Annotated in this window: 16 protein-coding genes and 2 tRNA genes; 14 read left to right on the top strand and 4 right to left on the bottom strand. The window is 50.5% G+C overall.

Translation table 11 applies throughout. The features are described from left to right. Window positions 1–13: 13 nt before the first annotated feature. Genes QZ310_RS09915 through QZ310_RS09900 form a run of 4 tightly spaced genes read left to right on the top strand, consistent with a single transcriptional unit; the run spans window position 14 to window position 2968 of the window. Window positions 14–1501, top strand: coding sequence for a SusD/RagB family nutrient-binding outer membrane lipoprotein (locus QZ310_RS09915; RefSeq protein ID WP_297072348.1), 1488 nt, complete (start codon window positions 14–16; stop codon window positions 1499–1501). A 28-nt stretch (window positions 1502–1529) separates the two neighbouring features. After that, window positions 1530–2234 carry a BT_2262 family domain-containing protein gene (locus QZ310_RS09910; RefSeq protein ID WP_297072347.1) on the top strand — a complete coding sequence of 235 codons (705 nt, stop codon included), beginning with the start codon at window positions 1530–1532 and terminating at the stop codon, window positions 2232–2234. Between the two features lie 40 nt (window positions 2235–2274). After that, a complete protein-coding gene (locus QZ310_RS09905) occupies window positions 2275–2769 on the top strand; it encodes a lipid-binding protein (protein ID WP_297072346.1) in 495 nt (164 codons plus the stop codon). After that, window positions 2753–2968 (top strand): hypothetical protein, encoded by a 216-nt coding sequence (locus QZ310_RS09900; RefSeq protein ID WP_297072345.1) that lies wholly within the window; start codon window positions 2753–2755, stop codon window positions 2966–2968. Before QZ310_RS09905 ends, QZ310_RS09900 begins: the two co-directional genes overlap by 17 nt. An 837-nt stretch (window positions 2969–3805) precedes the next feature. On the opposite strand, the gene QZ310_RS09895 is transcribed toward QZ310_RS09900, so the two are convergent. Beyond that, a complete protein-coding gene (locus QZ310_RS09895) occupies window positions 3806–4489 on the bottom strand; it encodes a tetratricopeptide repeat protein (protein WP_297072344.1) in 684 nt (227 codons plus the stop codon). A gap of 245 nt (window positions 4490–4734) precedes the next feature. On the opposite strand from QZ310_RS09895, the gene QZ310_RS09890 reads away from it, so the two are divergent. The 7 genes from QZ310_RS09890 (at window position 4735) to QZ310_RS09860 (ending at window position 10257) form a co-directional block, all read left to right on the top strand. Continuing rightward, window positions 4735–5481 (top strand): (Fe-S)-binding protein, encoded by a 747-nt coding sequence (locus QZ310_RS09890; RefSeq protein ID WP_297072343.1) that lies wholly within the window; start codon window positions 4735–4737, stop codon window positions 5479–5481. 260 nt (window positions 5482–5741) lie between these two features. Continuing rightward, window positions 5742–7118, top strand: a complete 1377-nt coding sequence (locus QZ310_RS09885; protein WP_297072342.1) for a lactate utilization protein B — start codon at window positions 5742–5744, stop codon at window positions 7116–7118. 289 nt (window positions 7119–7407) lie between these two features. Further along, window positions 7408–8028: an LUD domain-containing protein gene (locus QZ310_RS09880; protein ID WP_297072341.1), complete on the top strand. Its 621-nt coding sequence runs from the start codon at window positions 7408–7410 to the stop codon at window positions 8026–8028. A 54-nt stretch (window positions 8029–8082) separates the two neighbouring features. Next, window positions 8083–9030, top strand: coding sequence for a D-2-hydroxyacid dehydrogenase (locus QZ310_RS09875; RefSeq protein WP_297072340.1), 948 nt, complete (start codon window positions 8083–8085; stop codon window positions 9028–9030). Between the two features lie 251 nt (window positions 9031–9281). Beyond that, a tRNA-Pro gene (locus QZ310_RS09870) sits at window positions 9282–9356 on the top strand. A 270-nt stretch (window positions 9357–9626) separates the two neighbouring features. Beyond that, window positions 9627–9875 carry an AbrB/MazE/SpoVT family DNA-binding domain-containing protein gene (locus tag QZ310_RS09865; RefSeq protein ID WP_297072339.1) on the top strand — a complete coding sequence of 83 codons (249 nt, stop codon included), beginning with the start codon at window positions 9627–9629 and terminating at the stop codon, window positions 9873–9875. 49 nt (window positions 9876–9924) lie between these two features. Further along, complete coding sequence (locus QZ310_RS09860) at window positions 9925–10257, top strand: type II toxin-antitoxin system PemK/MazF family toxin (RefSeq protein ID WP_297072338.1); 333 nt, start codon at window positions 9925–9927, stop codon at window positions 10255–10257. Window positions 10258–10362: 105 nt separating this feature from the next. On the opposite strand, the gene mfd is transcribed toward QZ310_RS09860, so the two are convergent. Both mfd and QZ310_RS09850 read right to left on the bottom strand, forming a co-directional pair. Then, the gene (gene mfd, locus QZ310_RS09855) at window positions 10363–13698 is read right to left on the bottom strand and encodes a transcription-repair coupling factor (RefSeq protein WP_297072337.1); all 3336 of its coding nucleotides are present in this window, start codon (window positions 13696–13698) and stop codon (window positions 10363–10365) included. Between the two features lie 172 nt (window positions 13699–13870). After that, on the bottom strand, window positions 13871–15520 hold the full coding sequence (locus QZ310_RS09850; protein ID WP_297072336.1) for a S41 family peptidase: 1650 nt from the start codon (window positions 15518–15520) through the stop codon (window positions 13871–13873). A gap of 238 nt (window positions 15521–15758) precedes the next feature. Here QZ310_RS09850 and QZ310_RS09845 point away from each other — a divergent pair. Next, window positions 15759–15832 (top strand) — tRNA-Asn (locus QZ310_RS09845). 514 nt (window positions 15833–16346) lie between these two features. Then, window positions 16347–17444 carry a hypothetical protein gene (locus tag QZ310_RS09840; RefSeq protein ID WP_297072335.1) on the top strand — a complete coding sequence of 366 codons (1098 nt, stop codon included), beginning with the start codon at window positions 16347–16349 and terminating at the stop codon, window positions 17442–17444. A gap of 463 nt (window positions 17445–17907) precedes the next feature. Here QZ310_RS09840 and QZ310_RS09835 read toward each other — a convergent pair whose 3' ends face one another. Next, window positions 17908–18882 carry a polyprenyl synthetase family protein gene (locus QZ310_RS09835; RefSeq protein WP_297072334.1) on the bottom strand — a complete coding sequence of 325 codons (975 nt, stop codon included), beginning with the start codon at window positions 18880–18882 and terminating at the stop codon, window positions 17908–17910. 305 nt (window positions 18883–19187) lie between these two features. Here QZ310_RS09835 and QZ310_RS09830 point away from each other — a divergent pair, with 305 nt between their 5' ends. Then, a complete protein-coding gene (locus QZ310_RS09830) occupies window positions 19188–20369 on the top strand; it encodes a hypothetical protein (RefSeq protein WP_297072333.1) in 1182 nt (393 codons plus the stop codon). The last annotated feature ends 496 nt before the right edge of the window (window positions 20370–20865 follow it).

The following is a 20865-nucleotide window of genomic DNA, read 5'->3' as shown; positions in this document are numbered from 1 at the left end:
GGAAAGCAAGACAATGAAAAAAATCATATTGACCGGCGCATTGGCCCTCTCGCTCGGACTCGCATCATGCGACAACTACCTCGACATAAACCAGAGTCCCAACTCGCCTGCGGTCGAGAATCTTACCGCAAGCATGATATTTCCGGGTGCGGAGATGGCCTTCGCCAACAGCTACGGTGACTATTTCCGCATCACAGGCGGATATTTCGCCCAGCACTATTCACAGATATTCGGTACATCGAACTACCTTGACTACAGCAAGTTCATGCAGAGTGCCGTCCGTTCGAGCTCGACTTACACCAATCTGACCACCCGCACTCTCCAGAACATGGAGACTGTCAAGATTCTCGCTGAGAAGGATGGTGACTGGGGTTCGTATCTCGCCGCCACTGTTATCCGTGTGGCCACTTACGAAGCTTTTGTCGATGCCTACGGAGAGATTCCCTACTCCGAGGCGCTCGATATGGGCACCATAACTCCCCACTATGACGACGGCAAGGATGTCTACACAGGCATTGTGGCCGAGCTCGACGCTGCTATCGCAAAGGTAAACGGCACCGAGAGTGTCTGCACCAACTTCCTTCTTCCCGGCGCGCTTGCATCGGAATGGGTCAAGGTTGCCAATGCGCTCAAACTCCGTCTGCTCATGCGTATGAGCAATGCTGTCGATGTGCAGTCGCAGCTCGCCTCCCTCATCGCAGCCGACAATTTCCCTTCTGCCGATGTTTCGTGGGCTAATTGCTGGAGCAATTCGAGCGGTCAGGCCAACCCCTTCTATCAGGAGGAATTCGCTACCTACTTCGGAAGCACCCAGCAGAATGCCATCCTCAATCTGGCCCTCTATGCCACCATGGATGCTTCCGACGACCCCCGTCTCAAGGCCTTCTTCGATCCCAACATCGCCAAGGGTGACTACACCGGTGGTGTCTCCGGCACTAACTTCTCGACAACCGCCGACTATAAGGCCAACTACTGGTGCCGTCCGGCAATGACCTACGATGCTCCCGTCTACTTCATCACCCTTTCGGAAATCGAATTCTTCCTTGCTGAGTATGAAGCCCGCTACGGTTCAGCCTCTGAAGCCGAGAGTCACTACAAGGCAGCCATCGAGGCCTCCTTCGCCTCGGCAGGCGTAAGCGGAACGGAAACCGTCCTCGCAGCCTATCCGTGGGATGCTTCCAACTATAAGAAGTGTATCGGTATCCAGAAGTGGGTCGCACTCAGCGGAACCAACAACTTCGAGGCATGGTGTGAGTTGCGCCGTCTCGGCTATCCCGCCTTCGGCACTGTCACCGGTGACCAGATTTATGATGAACTCAACGATGCCTACAATCCCTCGCTCCTCGTGCCTGGTACGCTCTACACACCCATCAAGTATAATTCATCGCTTGGTGCCAACAAGGTTCTGCAGCGCTGGCCCTATCCCGAAAGCTCGGCCAACAGAAACCAGAATACTCCCGACTACAAGGGGGATGCCACTCCGGTCTTCTGGGCAAATTGAAATTAACCGCTAAAAACGAAAAATGACAATGAAAAGATATATTTCTTTATTGGCTGTATCGCTCGCGATGGTGACCTTCACCTCCTGCGACAAGGATACCGAGGGATTGACCGACATCACCTACTATCCTGTGGTGGAACTCGAAGGCCCGGTCTATGAGCTTGTCACCGCAGGTCAGGCATTCACCGACCCCGGATGCACGGCAACTCTCGACGGTGTGGACGTGACCGACCAGATACAGGTCACCACGGCTCTCAATTTCAGTAATACTGCTCCCGGCTACTATCCGATTGTCTACAGCGTGACGAACGCAGACGGTTTCAGCGCATCGGCCACCCGCTATGTCCTCGTGGCTGACCCTGACGAACCAGCATCAGGTTTCTATACCGTCAGCACCGACAGCTACCGTGACTACAACGGCATCACTTATTTCGGAGGCTATCCGTTGACGGTGGTGGGCGACGGTAACGGCAACTATGAGATTTCAGACCTTCTCGGCGGTTGGTATGAGTATCGCGCCGGCTACGGCTCGGCCTACGCTCTTCAGGGTGACGTGAAGATTGATGCTGATGGTGTCATCACCCTCGTCGACAGCTACCTGATCGGTTGGGGTGACTCGGCCAACGGTATCACAGACGGCAAGTTTGACGCTTCGGCAGGGACGATTACATGGAATGTCAGCTATACCGACTATCCCTTCAATTTCATTGTAAACGCCACAAAGAATCAGTAAAAACAAAGCTCTAAAATTCTATTGAATCATGATAAAGACCTTGAAATATTTGTTTATGACGCTTGTCGTGGTGGCTCTCACCTCATGCGACAAGGAGGATATAGGGGAGACCGCTACCGTGAGCCTTGCAGGCGAATGGATGGTTACTGTTGATCTTGTGGACGCTTCGGGCAATGTCATTGCCGAGGATCCCTACGGCCTTGGTGTGATGCAGATCATCACATACAACACGGCTGCCAACGTCCCGACTGAGATGTGGCTCAGTGATCTCAGTAATTTCTGGGATTTCACAGTGAAAGTTCCCTGTGATGCTGCGGCTCAGACTTTCGGAGCGTCAAGCCCCTTGCAGAACACTTCCTACGATTGCACCGTGACCATTACTGACGGTAAGGTGGTCTATGGCGGTACTGTCTCGCCGAGCGGAGCCAAGGCTGATGCTATCAGCTTCCTCGTTGAGTTCAGCGATGACGACCCCGGCATGAAGTACCTCATGCACGGCTACCGCCGCACCGGCCTCAATGGCGGAGCAGAGTAGGATGAAGGGGAGTTGGGCTTCGGATGGTTCGGACCTTTCGGACCTTTCGGACCAGTCGGACAGTTCGGACAGTTCGGACAGTTCGGACAAGTCAGACAAGTCGGACTCGTCGGACCTTTCAGACCAGTCAGACCCGTCAGACTCGTCCAACATCTCCCACAATTCCGACCTTCGAGGAGTTTCTTCTCTCCGACATTAAGCCTGAAATAAGTTGCTGACCCTATCGGATATATAGTAGTTACTAACCCTATACTAAATTTGTTCAATAGTTAACAATTCAAATAGCGAAGTAGAAACAGAATAATTTTCTATGACAAAGGGACCTCCCGGGCGTGATGCCTCCGAGGTCCCTATTTCTATGCCTTGATGTCCGCATGAGATTACCTCGTTCGTTTTAGTTTTCGACAGTCGGTCGGCATTGATTGCAGCTTTATGTTGTGGTTGGAGGTGGTTTTCACCGGGGGTGCAGTTGGGAGAGGTTTTCATTGGTGGTTACAGTCGGGTCGCGGTTTTCATTGGAGGTTGTGGTTGGGTCGCGGTTTTCATTGGAGGTTGTGGTTGGGTTGCGGTTTTCATTGGAGGTTGTTGTTGGGTTGCAGTTTTCATTGGAGGTTGTGGTCGGGTTGCGGTCTTCATTGGAGGTTGTGGTTGGGTTGCGGTTTTTATGTTTTGATGTCCGCAGGACATCGATTTTTTCGTAACCCTGTACATCGGAGCGTAGCGGAGATGTGCAGGGATTAATGCCCGCAACGTAGGCGGGGTGTCCGTCAGGACACCGATTTACGGATTTAGATTACGGATTTAGATTACGGATTTAGATTACGGATTCAGATTGCAGATTCAGACTACAGATTTAGATTTCCGAGTTTATTTGGCATACGCGCTACAGCGCGTCCCTACAGCATGTCCGATTGAGTCCGATTGAGTCCGAGTGGGGTCCGAGAGTGGACGGATAGGCAAAAAAATTCACCCCCGCTGTCGGTGGATGACGGTGGGGGTGTGTAGGGGTGTAATGTGTGTTCAGAGGGGCGTAGGATTATTTAGAGGCTGCGTCCTGGGCGCGTTCGAGATATTTCTTGATGTCTACGCCGATTTCTGAACCATAGTTGGGATAGTTGTTGAGGATTTCCTCATAGATGGCTACCTCAGCCTTGAAGTCCTTCTGTTCGCGGAGCACGGTTGCTTCTTTGAGAAGGAAGGCGGGAGTGTAGTGGGGATTGTTGTCGGAAATCTTTACGGCATCCTTGTAGCAATCGATGGCCTGAGGATATTGCTTGAGGTTCACATAGCAGTCGCCTTCGAGTGACTTGGCGGAAGCGCCGATGATTGTCTCTGACGAAGAATAGCTCTTGAGATAGTTGATAGCCTCTTCATACTTGCCGTTCTTGTAGAGAAGGATAGCGGCGTTGAGGTTGGCAAGGTTGCCGGCATCATAACCGTGGTCGGCTGCCACCTGCTGATATTTGGCGAGGGCGATTGAATCGTTGCCCATGAGCAACTCAATGTCGGCCTGACCGAGAGCGGTATTGGCTGCGTTCTGACCGGGCTGGCGGATTGCATAAACGTAAAGGAGAATGATTGCGACAACGGCTGTCACAGCGACACAGGCCCAGACTACAACCTTGGGATTGCTCTGGACTTTTTCACCAATGCCGGTGAGGGTGTCGTTCACCTCGTCGATTGAGGTGCGGGTTTCTTCAGTGGGCTTGTTGTTTGCCATTTTTATGTGATTCGTTTTGATTTATTAACTAAATTGACGGTAAAATGCGGATTTAAAAGCTTTTATCCGCTTCCAATGTGCAAAATTAGGGAATATTCTCCAATAAATGAAATTTATAAGCCGGAATTTTGCTGATATTAATGATAATGAGGGATTATAGGGTAGGGGTTTGAACCTTCCGCGCCTTGCGTGCGTATTACTTATATAAGCATCAACTATTTATTTCAAGTATTTATTTCAAGGCGATGAAAGTAGGATTTTTTGTGCCGTGCTATGTTGACATGCTCGCGCCCAGGGCGGCGATTGCGAGCTACGAACTTCTGCGCAGGTTTGATCTCGATGTCCATTATATAGAGCAGGCCTCATGTTGCGGTCTGCCGATGACCGACATGGGCTATGAGCGCAAGGCCTGTCATGTCGAGAACAATCTCGTAAAGTATTTCTCCGGTTATGACTATGTGGTGATTCCTTCGGGAATCTGCACGGATCAGGTGCGCTATCATCTTGATTCAGTCGAGAAGACCCCGGAGGTGCAGCATATACTCGACACCACCCACGACATTGTGGATTTTCTTCATGATGTCCTGCAGGTCAAGAGTCTGCCGTGGGCGAAGTTTCCCCATCGTGTGGCGCTCCACAACGGTTGCCATTCGCTGCGCTATCTCCATCAGGCACGTCCGACCGAACTGATGATTCCCGATTTCTCAAAGCCTGCCGACCTTCTCAATCTCGTCGAGGGTCTGGAGGTGTGTTATGCCACCCGTCGCGATGAGTGCTGCGGGTTTGGAGGCACTTTTGCCATCTGGGATCAGAGTTGTGCGGGACAGCAGGGTCTTGACAAGGTGAGTGACTATGAGCGCAATGGCCTGAAGTATGTCACGAGCGCCGATTTCTCCTGCCTCATGCATCAGCAGGGTGTGGCGCGGAAGTTCGGCGTGGACATCAAGACCTACTATATCGCTGAAATCCTTAATGGAACGGCGGAGGCATGAGTTATCCTTATCATAGTATAGAGATTAAAGTATAGAGTATAGATAATGGTTTTGGCTGTCGGTATTTTTATGATGCCTTATATTGGCGTTGTAGGGACGCGCTGTAGCGCGTATGCCGGATGTGGTCTCACTATTTAGGTTCGCTTCAGCCAATTATTTATCTTGCTATTTGGCATTTCTATTAATCTCGATTTTCTAATCTCTATTTTCCCACCCGCCCAATTATCGAAAAAATAATATCAAAGGTTTAGAGTCAAGTTATGAGTCAGGTCAATCAGGTTAAATTGGGAGCGAAGTTCATTGCGGATACTCCCCATCGCGTGAGCCACGACCGCTGTCTGTGGGCTGCGCGTATGCGTCGCGACAAGGTTGCTTCGGAAATTCCGGAGTGGGAGGAGATGCGGAGTCTTGCTTCGCAGATAAAGCTGCACACGCTCACTCATCTGGACCGTTATCTGGAGGAGTTTGAGACCCGTCTGAAGGAGAACGGCGTACATGTCCATTGGGCTGAGGATGCGGAGGAACACAACCGTATTGTCCATGAAATCTTCACCGCCCACCATGTTAAGACCGTCACCAAGGGTAAGTCCATGCTGATGGATGAATGCGGGATGCGTGAGTATCTTGAAGCGCGCGGAATAGATGTCTACGAGGCCGATTTAGGTGAGCGTATCCAGCAGCTCGACAATCAGCGTCCGTCGCACATCGTGATGCCTGCCATCCACAAACTGCGGGGAGATGTGGCCAAACTCTTTGCCGAGAAACTCGGAAGCGACCCGGACATTGATGATCCTCACTATCTCAACAGTGTCATGCGCAAGAATATGCGTCAGAACTATATAAAGGTCGATGCGGGGATGAACGGTGTGAACTTCGCCGTGGCTGAGACGGGTACGATTGTCGTGGCTACAAATGAGGGGAACGCTGACATAAGCGCTAACGTGCCTCCGCTCTTTGTGGCAAGTGTCGGAATTGAGAAACTGATTCCGAGACAGCGCGATCTTCCTCTGTTCATCCGTCTGCTCTCGCGCAGTGCCTTAGGCTTTGACATCACGCAATATACGTCGCACTACACCCGTCCGCGCAAGGGGCAGGAGATGCACGTCATCATCGTCGACAACGGACGGTCGAAGCGCCTCGGTGCCGACTATTTCGAGGTGTTGAAGTGTATACGCTGCGGTGCGTGTATGAACACCTGTCCGGTGTTCCGACGCACGTCGGGTATCAGTTACGATGCACCTTACATGGGCCCCATTGGTATAGTCCTGGAGCCGAGTTATGACCTTCACAGCTATGCGCGTCTCCCCTATTCCTGCACCCATTGCGGTTCATGTGGGAATGTCTGTCCGGTGAAGGTGCCGATTCCTGAATATGTGTTCTATTGGCGCACCGAGGTTGTGGAACGGCATGAGGATGAGCTTATGCACCGCATGGAGGAGAGCGGAATGGCTCTTGCATTGCGTAATTCGACCAATCTCTCACATGCGGAGAAGCTCGGACTTTGGGCACTTCGGAATCTTCCGAAATGGCTTCTCAATTCTCCTGCCAATCCCTGGGCCAAGGACCATGCCAACCCCGACCCTCCGAAGGAGACGTTCAGGGAGTACTATTTTAGAAGTATTAAGGATAAAGGATAAAGTGTTAAGTTTTAGTATAGAGGTTAAAGTATAGAGTATAGATAATAGTTTTGGCTGTCGGGGTCGTTATTTGCCTCGTTATTAGGACTGGTTGTAGGGACGCGCTGTAACGCGTATGCCGAATGACCATTACATACGCCTAAATCAATTATACACTCTTACAATGACTGTTATATGCTCTTGCTGTTTGTATGACTACGGTGCCTTGGCTAAAAATTATATATTTTTGGTGTGGAAATGACCGGATGGGTCCTTTGAATTATGAATTTAGAATTATGAATTTTGCATTATGAGCAAGGATGTTCTTTCGGCTTCGGTTCAGGAGTCGTCGCGAGATAGGATAATGGCCCGCATACGGGCAGGACGTGAGCGCCACACAGAGGTTGGTTTGCCGGATGTGCCTATGTATGACATCAAGGGTGATAAGGTGGAGAATTTTATTGCCAAGCTTGAGGGTTTTGACGGTAAGGCTGTGAGGGTCCCGACCCGTGGGGATGCGCTCAGATGGCTTGCTGAAAATCTGGAGACTGACGGTAAGACCGTTTATTCGGCGGTCGCAGGTTTCAAAGGCAATTTCGAGGTTGATTCCACGACCGATCCTCATTCGGCCAATGTGGTTGACATCTGCGTGGCCAACGGTATCCTCGGAGTCGGGGAGACGGGTTCGATATGGGTCACTGAGGAATCGCTCGGACTGACGGCCTGTGCGTTGTTCTCGACCGATCTTTATCTGCTTCTCGAAGTTGACAAAATCTACAGCGGTCTGCATCAGGCCTACGCCGCGCTCAATCTGGCAAACGGCCGCTATGGAGCTTTCTACACAGGTCCATCGGCCACTGCCGACATAGAGGCTGTCCATATCACCGGTGCGCAGGGCGAAATCTCACTCACTGCTATACTGATAGGATAAAAAGGGATGTCTCTTGCTGTTGGAAATTCGGAGGGAGTTGCGTAACTTTGGGGCATGAAAAAGATTGTGATTCTCGACGGCTATGTGGCCAACAGCGGCGACCTTTCGTGGGATGCCCTGAAAGAGTTAGGGGAGTTGACGGTCTACGACCGCACGGCTCCTGATGAGGTTGTGGCCCGTGCCAAGGATGCCGAGGCCATATATACCAACAAAGTGCTTATCACCGATGAACTTATGGGTGAATTGCCCGACCTGAAGTTTATCGGAGTGCTTGCGACGGGCTACAATAACGTGGACATCGAGGCCGCCAAGCGTCGCGGTATCACCGTCTGCAACGTTCCTGCCTATTCGACTGATTCGGTTGCGCAGCTCGTGTTTGCCCATCTTCTCCACATCATAAACACCATCGGCGATTATGCAGATTCTGTCAACCATGGCGAGTGGGCCGGAAACCGCGATTTCAGCTATCGACTGAGTGCTTTCAACGAGCTTGCAGGAATGACGATGGGAATCATCGGCATGGGTAACATCGGGCGTCGTGTAGCCGCCATAGCTCAGGCTTTCGGGATGAAGGTGATTACCAATTCGGGGCGTGAGCTTCCCGAAGGGGTGGAGCGCGTCGGACTCGACGAGCTTTTCAAGCGGAGTGATGTGATTTCGCTTAATTCAGCCCTCACTCCTGCCACGAAGGGAATCATCAACCGCGAGGCTCTGGCGATGATGAAACCTACTGCTGTATTGATCAACACTTCCCGCGGACCGCTTGTCGACGAGGAGGCTCTGGCCGATGCTCTGCGTGAGGGACGGATTGCCGGTGCAGGAATAGATGTGCTTTGCGAGGAACCGCCACGTTCGGGTTCGCCGCTTATCGGATGTCCGCGCTGCTATGTCACGCCTCATATCGCCTGGCAGTCATCACAGGCCCGTCAGCGTTTGGTCGACATCTCGATTGAGAATCTGCGGAAGTTCTGCTTCGGGGAGCCGCAGAATGTGGTGTCGTGAAGCAGATACAAAAGAACAAAAGGAGAGAAGGGACAAAAGAATATATGCAGTCCCTTATTACAGCACCTCTTCTTATGAATCTGTGTAACTAACCATCCATCTCCTATTTAATAATAGGCTTGAGGAAATAGTGTGGGTGGTTTGCGTAAATACACGCATAAGGGTTTGCATAAGAAAAAATTTGTGACTACCTTTGCAGCGGTCAAAGCCGGGCATAACTCTTCAAGGGTCGCCTTAAGGCTATGGACTATCGGGGCGTAGCGCAGTCCGGTTAGCGCACCTGCTTTGGGAGCAGGGGGTCGCGAGTTCGAATCTCGCCACCCCGACATGAAATAAAGAATCCATCTGTAAGTAACATTGCAGATGGATTTTTTTTGTTTTTGATGGGATAGGGGGGAAGGTAATTGGAAATTGTGGGAACCGTGTGTCAGTTGAAAATATTATAATTATATTATAATTTTCATTATAATGTTATTGTAATATTGCAAACATTCCATATCTTTGCGTCGTTGAAGAGAAATAAGGATTATGTTGATCCTATACGTCATCGACAACCTGACAGCTTTATAGATTATACTAATTAATTTCAGATTATCATGTTAGCCAAGATTTCCCAAGTCGGTACATCTGTCGGGGTAATTATCCCGCGATACATTGCAAATGAAGGCGGATTCAAGAAGGGTTCGTCAGTTAATATCGAGTTTAAAAACAATCAGATTGTCATCTCAAAACCTCAGACAAGACGCGAAGGGTGGGCAGAGGCATTCGCTGAATATGCGAAGGAGGGTGAGGATGCTATGCTGCTGCCTGACCACCTTGATTCAGAGTCTATTGAATTGATATGATATTTTTTCTGTTCAATAAGAAAAATTTTAAACCGAAATAAAGCCGACTATGAAGAGATTTCAATTGTATTGGGTGAATCTTGATCCAACCGTGGGGGCTGAAATGAATAAGACGAGGCCATGCCTGATTATCTCGCCCGACGAGATGAATGCTTTCCTCAGGACAGTGATGATTGTGCCCCTGACTTCACCGGAAAGGAATCTACCAACCAGAATACTGATTAAGGCAACAGAGACAAGTGGGTTGAAGAATAATAGTTATGCGGTACTTGACCAGATAAAGACAGTCGATAAATCAAGACTGTCCGGATTGATTGGAGAAATATCAGAGGATGAGATGCATGATATAGTGGATACGTTACAGCGGATGTTTGGGTATTGACCTGCGCATTGAATTTTGAGTCAAGGAAGCCTGCCTATACATTCCGGTTGCTTTTTGTTCCATTTCATACATGAGTAGGGAAAATAGATTATAGTCTTCGGGGTGTCAGCCGATGATTTGCTGGAGGATGGCGACGGCGGTTTCGACGGTGTCGACGTCGGCGATGGCGAAGGAGCGTTTGCCGTTGCGTTCGCGTATCTGGACGCGGCGCGGGTTGGCGGTGAGATAGTTGAGCATTTTGCCGAACATCTCGGACTGATAATATGCCTTGTTGCTCTCGTCGACAAAGAAGGTGTACATCTTACCCTGTTTCAACGACACTTTCTCGATGCCGAGACGGCGGGCGAGACGGCGCAGACGGGGGATGCGCAGGAGTTCGGCTGTCACCGACGGGATGGCTCCGAAGCGGTCGGTCAGGCGGTTCTTGAAGGCCTGGAGGTCGATTTCGCGTTCGATTCCGTCGAGTTCCTGATAGAGGGATATGCGTTCGCTTTCGGTGGGTACATAGTCGGCGGGGAGAAGCAGTTCCATGTCACTCTCAATGACGCAGTCGGCAACATAGTCGGTGGTCTCCTCGTCGCCGAGGCGATCGGCTTGCTCGAGGTCAGAGAATTCTTCGGTGCGGAGTTCGGTGACGGCTTCCTTAAGGATTTTCTGATAGGTCTCGTAGCCGAGGTCGGCGATGAAGCCTGACTGTTCGGCACCGAGCAGATTGCCCGCTCCACGGATGTCGAGGTCCTGCATGGCGATATGGATACCGCTGCCGAGCTCGCTGAAACTCTCGATGGCCTGCAGACGGCGGCGCGCTACGGGCGAGAGGGGGACGTGGGGCGGTACGAGCAGATAGCAGAATGCCTTGCGGTTGCTGCGGCCTACTCGTCCACGCAACTGATGAAGCTCGCTCAGACCGAAATTTTGGGCGTTGTTGACGATTATGGTGTTGACGTTCGGCATGTCTATGCCGCTTTCGATGATGGTCGTGGCGATGAGCACATCATAGTCATGGTTGGCGAAGTCGATGATAGCCTTCTCGAGTTTTTCGGGGGGCATCTGGCCGTGGGCCACGATGATGCGCGCGTCGGGCACAAGGCGTTTCACCTGCGCTTCGAGTTCGTAGAGACCCTCGATGCGGTTGTTGATCATGAACACCTGGCCGTTGCGCGACAGCTCGAAGTTGACCGCTTCGGCGATGATGTCGTCGCTCCCTGCGCTGACGGAGGTGATGATGGGATAGCGGTTGGCCGGAGGAGTATTGAGCGATGTGAGGTCGCGCGCACCCATGAGCGAGAATTGGAGTGTACGGGGGATGGGGGTCGCACTCATGGTGAGGGTGTCGACGTTGACCTTCATCTGTTTCAGCTTCTCCTTGACTGCCACGCCGAATTTCTGCTCCTCGTCGACGATGAGGAGGCCGAGGTCCTTGAACTTCACCTCCTTGCCGATGAGCTTATGGGTGCCGATGAGGATGTCAATCTTGCCTTCGGCGAGGTCCTTGATGATTTCGCGCACCTGTTTGGCGGTTCGTGCGCGGGATATGTAGTCGACCCTCACGGGGAGTTCCTTAAGGCGTTCGCGGAAGGTGTTGTAGTGCTGATAGGCAAGGACTGTGGTCGGGACGAGCACGGCTGTCTGCTTGCCGTCGACAGCGGCCTTGAACGCCGCGCGGATGGCAATCTCCGTCTTGCCGAAACCGACGTCGCCGCAGATGAGGCGGTCCATCGGCTTCTCGCTCTCCATGTCGGCCTTCACGGCTTTTGTGGCTGTGAGCTGGTCTGGGGTGTCCTCATAGATGAAGGATGCTTCGAGTTCCTGCTGCAGATAGCTGTCGGGGGCGAAGGCATGGCCTTTCTCCTCCTTGCGGGCGGCATAGAGCTTGATGAGGTCGCGGGCAATGTCCTTAAGTTTCGACTTTGTGCGCTCCTTCATCTTGTTCCATGCGCCGGAACCGAGTTTGTTGATTTTCGGCGGTACACCCTCCTTGCCACGATACTTTGCGAGCTTGTGGAGGGCATGGATGGAGACGAAAATAATGTCATCGTTGGCATAGACGAGTTTTATCATCTCCTGAGTCTTGCCGTTGACGTTTGTGCGGAGGAGACCGGCGAATTTTCCCACGCCGTGGTCCACATGGACAATGAAATCTCCCGGCTCTATGGCGCTGAGTTCCTTGAGCGAGAGTGCGAGCTTGCCGGAGCGGGCACGATCGCTCTTGAGGGTGTATTTATGGAAACGGTCGAAAATCTGATGGTCGGTGAAGACGCATATCTTGAGCGAATGGTCGGTGAAACCTTCGTGGAGTGTTGAGAGAACGGGCGCGAAGACAATGTCGTCGCCACGGTCGGCGAAGATGACTTTCAATCGCTCAATCTGTTTCTCGCTGTCGCTGAGGATATAGATTTTGTAGCCTTCAGAGAGGAATTTGGTGAAACTTTCGCTGATTAGCTCGAAGTTCTTGTGGTAGATGACCTGCGGGGAGCATTTGAAATCGAGGCTTGCCTTTGCCGAGGGGTCGGGCTGGGCGGCGGCAGTGAAACGCAGTTGGGTGAAACCGACGAACTTGCGGGCAAAATCATCGCCGTCGACCACCTGCTTCATTGCATTGGTGTCGGACTCGCCGGCAACAATTGCGCTCTCCGAGAGTTCCTCGTTTCCGATGGCTTTCACGCGCTCTACGGTGAAAAGGGCGTCGCGCACCACAAAGAGAGTCGATGGGTCAATGAAATCAAGAAGCGATTCGCCGGATGCCTGCGAGGCCACTCCGGATGTGATGGCCACTTCGTCCATCTGCTTTTCGGACAACTGGGTCTCGATGTTGAACGTGCGGATCGAGTCGATGTCATCGCCGAAGAAGTCGACACGGAAGGGGAGTTCGTTACTGTAGCCGAAGATGTCGAGGATTGAGCCTCGCGCAGCGAACTGCCCCGGTTCATAGACATAGTCCACCTCGAGAAATCCATTGGCGCGAAGCCATTTGATTGTTTCCATGAGGTCTACCTGGGTATCCTTGCGCAGATGGAGTGTGTGTTTGTCAATCACCTCGCGGCGCGCAACCTTCTCGGCAAGAGCTTCGGGATAGGTGACCACATAGACCGGAGGATGCTCGGAATACCAACGGTTGAGGGCCTCCGTGCGGAGTATCTGTGAAGGAGGGTCGACCTGACCATACTTGATGTCGCGCTTGTAGCCGGAGGGGAACATCAGCACCTTGTCCTCGCCGACGAGGCGAGAGAGATCATGATAGAGATAGCCGGCGTCGTCGAGCGAATCGCCTACGACTACGGTCGGAACCTTGCGCGGAGGTATTGCGCCGAGCATCATCGCTGGAGCCGATCCGGCGAGGTTGTAGACGGACACTATCGCAGCCTCGCCGCCGAGAGCCTTCTGAAGGGCTTCCCGGCGGCGGGCAGTCATGAATTCATCGCTGAGTTGCTGAATGGTCATAATCAGATGCTATGTTCTGTTCCGGAGTCTTGAAGGGCACAGAAAGACATAATGGTCAGAAGAGACAAAAGATTCTTTCAAAGATTCGGGAAGGGTCCGTTGATTGCCCCATTCCCTGATAAATATTTATGTAATTTCTGACCTTCTGTCCTTCTGTGCCTTTATCTTAATATCATTTATTCTTGCCGAGGATCTCGTTGAAGCGAGGGGTGGTGAGGACTTCGACAGCCGAGTCGATGGCCGCATCGTCGCGGAGCGAGTAGATGACCTCGCCACGGTTGAAGTAGTAGCGGTTGAGGATCTCGCGGGCGATATAGGGGCTGAGGTTTTTGCGGTTGATGTCGAGGTCATGTTTGAGGTCATGTTTGAGCAATGAGGCGAGGATGTCGAACTGAGCTGCGGTCGAGTCGTTCATGTAGCCCTCCACCTTTGCAATCTCGCGGAGCTGGTCGACGGCGTTCTCGCAGACCTTGTCATAGTTGAACTTCGAGGGGTCGATGAAGTCCTTGAACTGTTCGTAGATTTCATCGGTGACCTCGAATGTCTCCGGAGTGGGGACGGTGTCGTGTTCGGAGGCATATTTAGTAGCGAAGTCGAAGGCCCAGTTGTCGCGCACGACGTTGTAGGTCATGCGGTTCACTTCGGGATACTCGATTTTGATGTCGGGGGTGATGCCGCCGCCGTCGCGCACCTCACGTCCGCCTGCGGTCTTGAACACGGTGGTGAGGCTGTCGGGGATGCGGGCTACAGAGCCGTCAGGATTGCGGTGGGAGTAATCGATGGCCTGAATGAGACGGCCGGAGGGAATATAGTATTTCGCAACAGTTACTTTCAGAAGGCCGTCGTAGGGGAGTTCGCGGGTGCTCTGCACCAGACCCTTGCCAAATGAGCGGTTGCCGATGACCACGGCGCGGTCGAGGTCCTGAAGCGCACCTGTCACAATCTCCGAGGCCGAAGCCGACGCACCGTCGACGAGGACCACAAGGGGAATCTTCGTGTCGACCGGATTGACACTTGTGCGGTAGACCTTCTCGTTCAGGACACCTTTGCCACGGGTTGTCAGCACGGTGGTGCCTTTCGGGAGGAACATACCGAGGATTTCGACAGCGCTCTCGACGAGACCGCCCCCATTGCCACGGAGGTCGAGGATGAGGCTTGTGGCGCCATCCTTGATGAGTTGTTCAACGCCGGAACGTACTTCCGGGTAGCTCTTTTCGGAGAAGGTGGTGAGGTTGACGTAGCCCACACCCGGACGGAGCATCCCGACGTAGGGGACTGACGGCATCTGGATTTTGGCACGTTTCAATTCAAAGTTCAGGATTGAGTCCTCGGTCCAGGGGCGTTTCATCACGAGGCGGAGGGTAGAGCCGCTCTGACCTTTGAGCTTCTCGCTCACCTTGTCGGAGGGCCAGCCGGTGACGGTGTCGCCGTCAATCTGTAGGAAGATGTCGCCGGGACGCAGACCCGCAAGCTGCGCGGGGCTTCCCTTGTAAGGCTCGACCACCATCACGCCTCTCTCGTTCTGCTGGATGACAGAACCGATGCCGCCGTATTCGCCGGTGGTCATGGTGCGGAATTTGTCCTGGTCCTTCGAGGAGAAATATTCCGTGTAGGGGTCAATATCGTTGAGCATCGCAGATATGGCCGTATTGATTGACTTTTCGGCATCAATCGAATCGACATAGAATGTCTGCAATTCCTTATATAAGGCATTGAAAATATCAAGGTTCCGCGAAATCTCGCTCTTCTTGCTGCGCGTGGCCGCAGAGGCGAGGAGGCTTATGGTGACAAGCAGGGCGGCAACGAGGGTAAGTTTTTTCATAAAAATCGGCTGAATTGATGAAATCGTTGAAACGGAGACCAAAGTTAGTCAATAATTACAACAATCAAACTACTAAATAGTCAGATTTTTGAAAAAAAATCCATGAAAAAATCATTTATCTTGCATTTTTTTTCAGAAAAGGTTGCACAATTGAAAAAAACAGCGTAATTTTGCATCGCAAAAAACAGAGGAATCCTTTGTAACTTGCACTTGCGGTAAGCGTATCGCAGTCCTAATTGCTTCAGTAGCTCAGTTGGTTAGAGCACCTGACTGTTAATCAGGGGGTCGTTGGTTCAAGCCCATCCTGAAGCGCAAAAATGAAGAAATGTAAGCGAGATGAAAACTCAAAAGGTTTTCATCTCGTATTTTTTTATGCTGATAGATGAAGAAAGAGGTACATAAATTCATAAATGACATAGATTACAGAATTTGGAGACATTGAATTATTCTATTTGATAAATCATCTGTAATTTATGTGATTTCTGAATTTATGTACCTCTTTCTTATAAGGTTGGGGTGTTTTTAGGTTGAACCAAATATTTATCGGTGAGGGGAGGATGTTAGAAAACAGCAAATAGTTGGCCTTAAAAGGTTGTTTTTAACAAAAATGTTATAAAATGTTATCTTTATTATGCTTATCTTTGCGGGTGATAATTAACTTATATCTAACGAAAATTCAATAACCATCTCAAAACACAATTGCTTATGAAGAAAATTTTACTCTCGTTGGCACTCCTTGTTGCCATGATTCTTCCTGTTCTACACTTGCCAGTTCGGTGCAAATTTCAATCAGGAGTCTGTCAGCTCTTATGATAACGGTTGGAAAGTGAAGGTCGGTGACAATATCTGGACTCTCACAAACTTCAACAATAACAATAATAAATGGGACTATGTGAAGTGTGGCCGTAAAAACAATGCTTCCGTTGGAACAGTCACCACAGACTTCGCTATTCCGGAAGCAATATCTTCGGTTGTTGCCAACCTTAACGCTATCACAGCTGCAAAGATTAATGCCATTAAACTTGAAACATCTGCTGCTGCTGATTTCGCTACAATTGAAACCACAGTGGAGATTCCAGCGGAAAATTTCAAGGCAGGCAACATGACGTTTACTCTTCCTGCTCCCAAAGGAAATCTTTACTACCGTATTACATTTGACTGTGCCTCCGGTAGTGCTAATGGTCTTGTGACTCTCAATACCATTACATATAATGATGGTGATGAGGCTCCTGTCGAAACTGAAGAAGTCGCTGATATCGCCGCATTCATCGCAAAGGCCGACAAGATTAATCCCGTCATCATCAAGAATGCCGTTGAGGTTATCTATCAGATTGGCACTAACCTTTTTGTAAAGGATAATTCAGGCCGTATCCTTATTTATGGCAAAATTGATCAGACCTATCAGTCAGGCGACAGCATTCCCGGCGGATTCCAGGGCGTTTACGGTGTATATGGAGGTAATCCTCAGATTACCAAAGCTGAAGGTCTCGAAGCTGCTTTCGGACATAATGAAGTAGCTCCGCGAGTCGTCACTCTTGCTGAAATCACTGCGGCTGATGTGTTTGACTATGTTGAAATCAACGGCGTAACTTTTGCAGCCGTTGATAACCGCAATATCACCTTCAAGCAGGGTGAGACTGAATTTGCAGGTTACAACCAATTCAACAGCAACGTAACTCTTCCCACCGACTTCGAGGGCAAGACTTATAACATCAAGGCCATCATCGGTAGCTTTAACGGCAATGTTCAGGTGCAGCCTGTCGAGATTGAAGAGGCTGCCAGCAGCGCCATTGATGAAATCGGTGCCGACGAGAATGCCCCTGTCGAATACTTCAACCTTCAGGGTATCCGTGTAGACAATCCCGAGGCCGGTCTCTACATCCGTCGTCAGGGTAGCAAGGTTAGCAAGGTTGTCATCCGCTAAGGATAATTGAAATAGATAATAGTTCAGCGCTTGCCTTTCGAGGCAAGTGCTGTTCAAGAAATAGAATCCATGTGGCTGCCGGAAAGGGAGCTGCATGGATTTTTTTCTTAGGGGAGGGGAAAGTCTAATAAGCCTAATAGGCCTAATAGGGCTAATAAGTCCAATAGGGTAAATAGGGCTAATAAGTCTAATAAGCCCAATAGGGCTAATAGAGAGGCATAACATGGAAGCAAAGGCATAAGTAACATAAAAGCCAAAGGCATAAAAATCAGGGCATAAACATAAAAAGGAAAAAGGATTTTTCAGCCAATCGAATAGCTGAAAAATCCTTTTGTTTCTTCTGCCCTTATGTCTTTCTGTGCCCTTCCCGCAGGTGTGCCCTTCCCGCAGAAGTGACTTTCCCGCAGGCGAGCCCTTCCCGCAAAAGGGAATTCCGGCAAAATGCCTTCCCGCAAGGGTTTTCTTAATGCTTTCTGGAGATTACGAAGTCGAGGAGGGCTTTGAATTCGTCGGTGACGGGGGTGTTGAACTTATCGAGGATAGCAACGGCTTCTGCCCTCATGCGCTCCATTGTGGCGTAGGCATAGTCGATACCGCCGTTCTGATGGGCGAATTCGATGAGGCGGCGGATGTCGCTGTCGGACAGTGCGCGTTCCTCGCGGAGCATGGCTATCATCTCCTCGCGTCCGGGGGCATCGGTCTTGGTAAGCGCATAGAGCAGCGGAAGTGTCACCTTACCTTCGCGGAGGTCGTTGCCGGTGGGTTTACCTATGATTTTGGAATCGAAATAATCGAAGATGTCATCCTTTATCTGAAAACAGCGTCCGAAGAGTTCTGCAAATTCGCGGATGGCCCCGAGACGCCAGTCGTCGACACCGGTGCAATATGCTCCCATCGACACGCAGGTCACGAAAAGCGATGCAGTCTTGTGGGATATGACCTTGAAATACGACTCCTCGTTGAGTTCGTGGTAGCGTGCGTTGTAGATCTGGTCCATCTCTCCGAGAGAGAGAAGTTTGCCGAGATCGGCGATGGCACGGATGACGCGCAGATCCTCTGTCTCCACTGCAAGTTTGAGCGCGTTGGAAACGAAGAAGTCACCGACGAGGACTGCCACATGATTGTCCCACACGGCATTGATAGTGTCGTGGCCGTGTCGGCAATCGGAGTCGTCTACCACATCGTCATGGATGAGCGAGGCATTGTGGAGGATTTCAACGGAGGCTGCTGCGGTGAGTGCATTGTCGTTGACTCCGCCAAACAGCTTGGCCGTCAGCATGACGAGCATCGGACGGAGCTGCTTGCCTTTATGACTCAAATAGTTGTTGATTACCTGATTCATCAATGGGTTTGACGAATCAAGGGTGCGGCTGATGAGTGTGTCGAGCCGCTCAAGCTCGGGCTTTAGTGATTGCCTTATGTCTTCTATGGCGCTCATAACTGAGGTGCAAATTTACGAATTTTCACTGAATTGCAAAAACATGCGTGTGCTGTCCTTATTATAAAATATGTGATACACGGGAATTTATTCGGAAGCCCACTCCCGCCCACATCAGTTTTATGCAATAAATAGGGTAAAATAGTATCACAATTGCCACTTAAATTTGCATAAATTTGCAAGCGGATGCATTTCGACATCCTCATAACTCATGGGAGCATGGGACTCTACTGACCGACATCTTCTTACCTTAAAAATAAAATTGATACATCGAAATTAACCTCTAAAACCAAAAACCACCGCTTATGATGAAACACTTACTCGCAAGCGTGCTCATGGCAGCCGCAACTTTCACCGCATCCGCCACAACTATCACCGTATGGGAGGGAAGTACGAAACTGACCGGCTGGAGCGACAATGTCAGTGTTCCCGCCTCGGAATTCACCGCTGCCGCAGAAGGCTGTCAGCTCGTGGTCAACCTGACCGTTGACATGAACCTTGACCCTTCCATAAACTATACCAATCTCGGAATCAAGACCAATTCCGATGGCTGGCCTGAACTTGACGGAACATCGTTCAAAAATCCCACCGAACCATCTGCCTCATGGGATCTCAATGCCACTGCCGCCGCACAGTTGAAGGCTACAGGACTCATAGTGCAGGGCCAGAATCTTGTGATTAATTCAATTCAGCTCGTGACAGCCGACGATGTTGACCCCAACCTTCTTTTTGAAGGTGAGCTCGTGCTTTCAGGCTGGAACTCCGGAGCTACAATCAATCCTTCAAAACTCGAAGCAGGGGATGCTCTGAAGTATACTTTCTCGGCAGCCGGTTCCTCAGGTGCGCAGGTGCTTGTCAAGGGTAGTGATTGGCAGAATCTTCTCGGAACAAGCAAAATCACACCCTCCGACATGGCGACCGGAACGGTTATTGTCGGCGTTACAGCTGCTATGCTTGAAAATGCCGGTGGTTCTATCTTCGTGCAGGGCGACGGTGGTCCGACTATCACCAAGGTTGAGCGCATCCCGGGCGCATTTGACGCAACCGGTGTTGTCTGCTACGGCGAACGTATTCCCGGCGTCAGCGTATTCGCTACCCTTTCCGAAACCACCACTCAGCTTGCGGTGGTCTTCGCAAAGAAACCCAACTGGGCACAGCTTTGCAACTCATCATGGACTGCTCTCCACACCAACGATGATGCGACAACAGTCGAGAATGCCGACGGATCAGCTACAATGACCTTTACCTTGACAGCCGATGATATTGCAGCTATCAATGCCAACAAGGAATTCATCATCAATACCGATGCCAACCTCCTTTCGGTCTACCTTCCCGGTGATACAAGTGCTATCGGCAACGTTGGTGTCAATGAGGAAAACGCTCCCGTTGAATATTTCAACCTTCAGGGTATCCGCGTCGACAATCCTGAAAATGGCCTCTTCATCCGCCGTCAGGGCAACAAGGTGAGCAAGGTCATCATCCGCTAAAAGCATTTCCATTGCCAATCCCGATGCTATTGGGATAGAAAATCAGTAATAAAAAAGAAGCCTGCTGTGGTTCGGACGAATCGCAGCAGGTTTTATTTTTTGCGGGAAAGGTTTAGGGTTGGAAGGGTACATAATGACATAAGGTCAGAAGGGACAAAAGGGTTTTTCAGCTTAGAATTTTTTTGAGGGAAGGCCCTTGTAGGAAGGCTCTTGCGGGAAGGGTACATAAAGACATAAGGTCAGAAGGAACATAAGGATTTTTTCAGCATAGAATTTTTTTGAGGGAAGGCCCTTTTAGGAAGGCTCTTGCGGGAAGGGTACATAATGACATAAGGGTCAGAAGGAACATAAGGATTTATAAATATTTATAAATATTTATAAATAATGTGGCTACATAAATAATAATGAGGCCTTATATTCAAAGACCTCATTATTATATGATTGAACAATAAAATTGTAGAGTTGAATAGTAGGACTAAAAGATTAAATAACAAAA

It is taken from the genome of uncultured Duncaniella sp., from assembly GCF_910577345.1.
GTDB lineage: Bacteria > Bacteroidota > Bacteroidia > Bacteroidales > Muribaculaceae > Duncaniella.
This window is presented reverse-complemented; position numbering and strand designations above follow the sequence as displayed.

What these genes read in the sequence shown, in the direction of transcription:
- QZ310_RS09915 (WP_297072348.1), top strand. Translation starts at nt 14, where the DNA reads ATGAAAAAAATCATATTGACCGGCGCATTGGCCCTCTCGCTCGGACTC.
- QZ310_RS09910 (WP_297072347.1), top strand. Translation starts at nt 1,530, where the DNA reads ATGAAAAGATATATTTCTTTATTGGCTGTATCGCTCGCGATGGTGACC.
- QZ310_RS09900 (WP_297072345.1), top strand. Translation starts at nt 2,753, where the DNA reads ATGGCGGAGCAGAGTAGGATGAAGGGGAGTTGGGCTTCGGATGGTTCG.
- QZ310_RS09895 (WP_297072344.1), bottom strand. Translation starts at nt 4,489, where the DNA reads ATGGCAAACAACAAGCCCACTGAAGAAACCCGCACCTCAATCGACGAG.
- QZ310_RS09890 (WP_297072343.1), top strand. Translation starts at nt 4,735, where the DNA reads ATGAAAGTAGGATTTTTTGTGCCGTGCTATGTTGACATGCTCGCGCCC.
- QZ310_RS09885 (WP_297072342.1), top strand. Translation starts at nt 5,742, where the DNA reads ATGAGTCAGGTCAATCAGGTTAAATTGGGAGCGAAGTTCATTGCGGAT.
- QZ310_RS09880 (WP_297072341.1), top strand. Translation starts at nt 7,408, where the DNA reads ATGAGCAAGGATGTTCTTTCGGCTTCGGTTCAGGAGTCGTCGCGAGAT.
- QZ310_RS09875 (WP_297072340.1), top strand. Translation starts at nt 8,083, where the DNA reads ATGAAAAAGATTGTGATTCTCGACGGCTATGTGGCCAACAGCGGCGAC.
- QZ310_RS09865 (WP_297072339.1), top strand. Translation starts at nt 9,627, where the DNA reads ATGTTAGCCAAGATTTCCCAAGTCGGTACATCTGTCGGGGTAATTATC.
- QZ310_RS09860 (WP_297072338.1), top strand. Translation starts at nt 9,925, where the DNA reads ATGAAGAGATTTCAATTGTATTGGGTGAATCTTGATCCAACCGTGGGG.
- mfd (WP_297072337.1), bottom strand. Translation starts at nt 13,698, where the DNA reads ATGACCATTCAGCAACTCAGCGATGAATTCATGACTGCCCGCCGCCGG.
- QZ310_RS09850 (WP_297072336.1), bottom strand. Translation starts at nt 15,520, where the DNA reads ATGAAAAAACTTACCCTCGTTGCCGCCCTGCTTGTCACCATAAGCCTC.
- QZ310_RS09835 (WP_297072334.1), bottom strand. Translation starts at nt 18,882, where the DNA reads ATGAGCGCCATAGAAGACATAAGGCAATCACTAAAGCCCGAGCTTGAG.
- QZ310_RS09830 (WP_297072333.1), top strand. Translation starts at nt 19,188, where the DNA reads ATGATGAAACACTTACTCGCAAGCGTGCTCATGGCAGCCGCAACTTTC.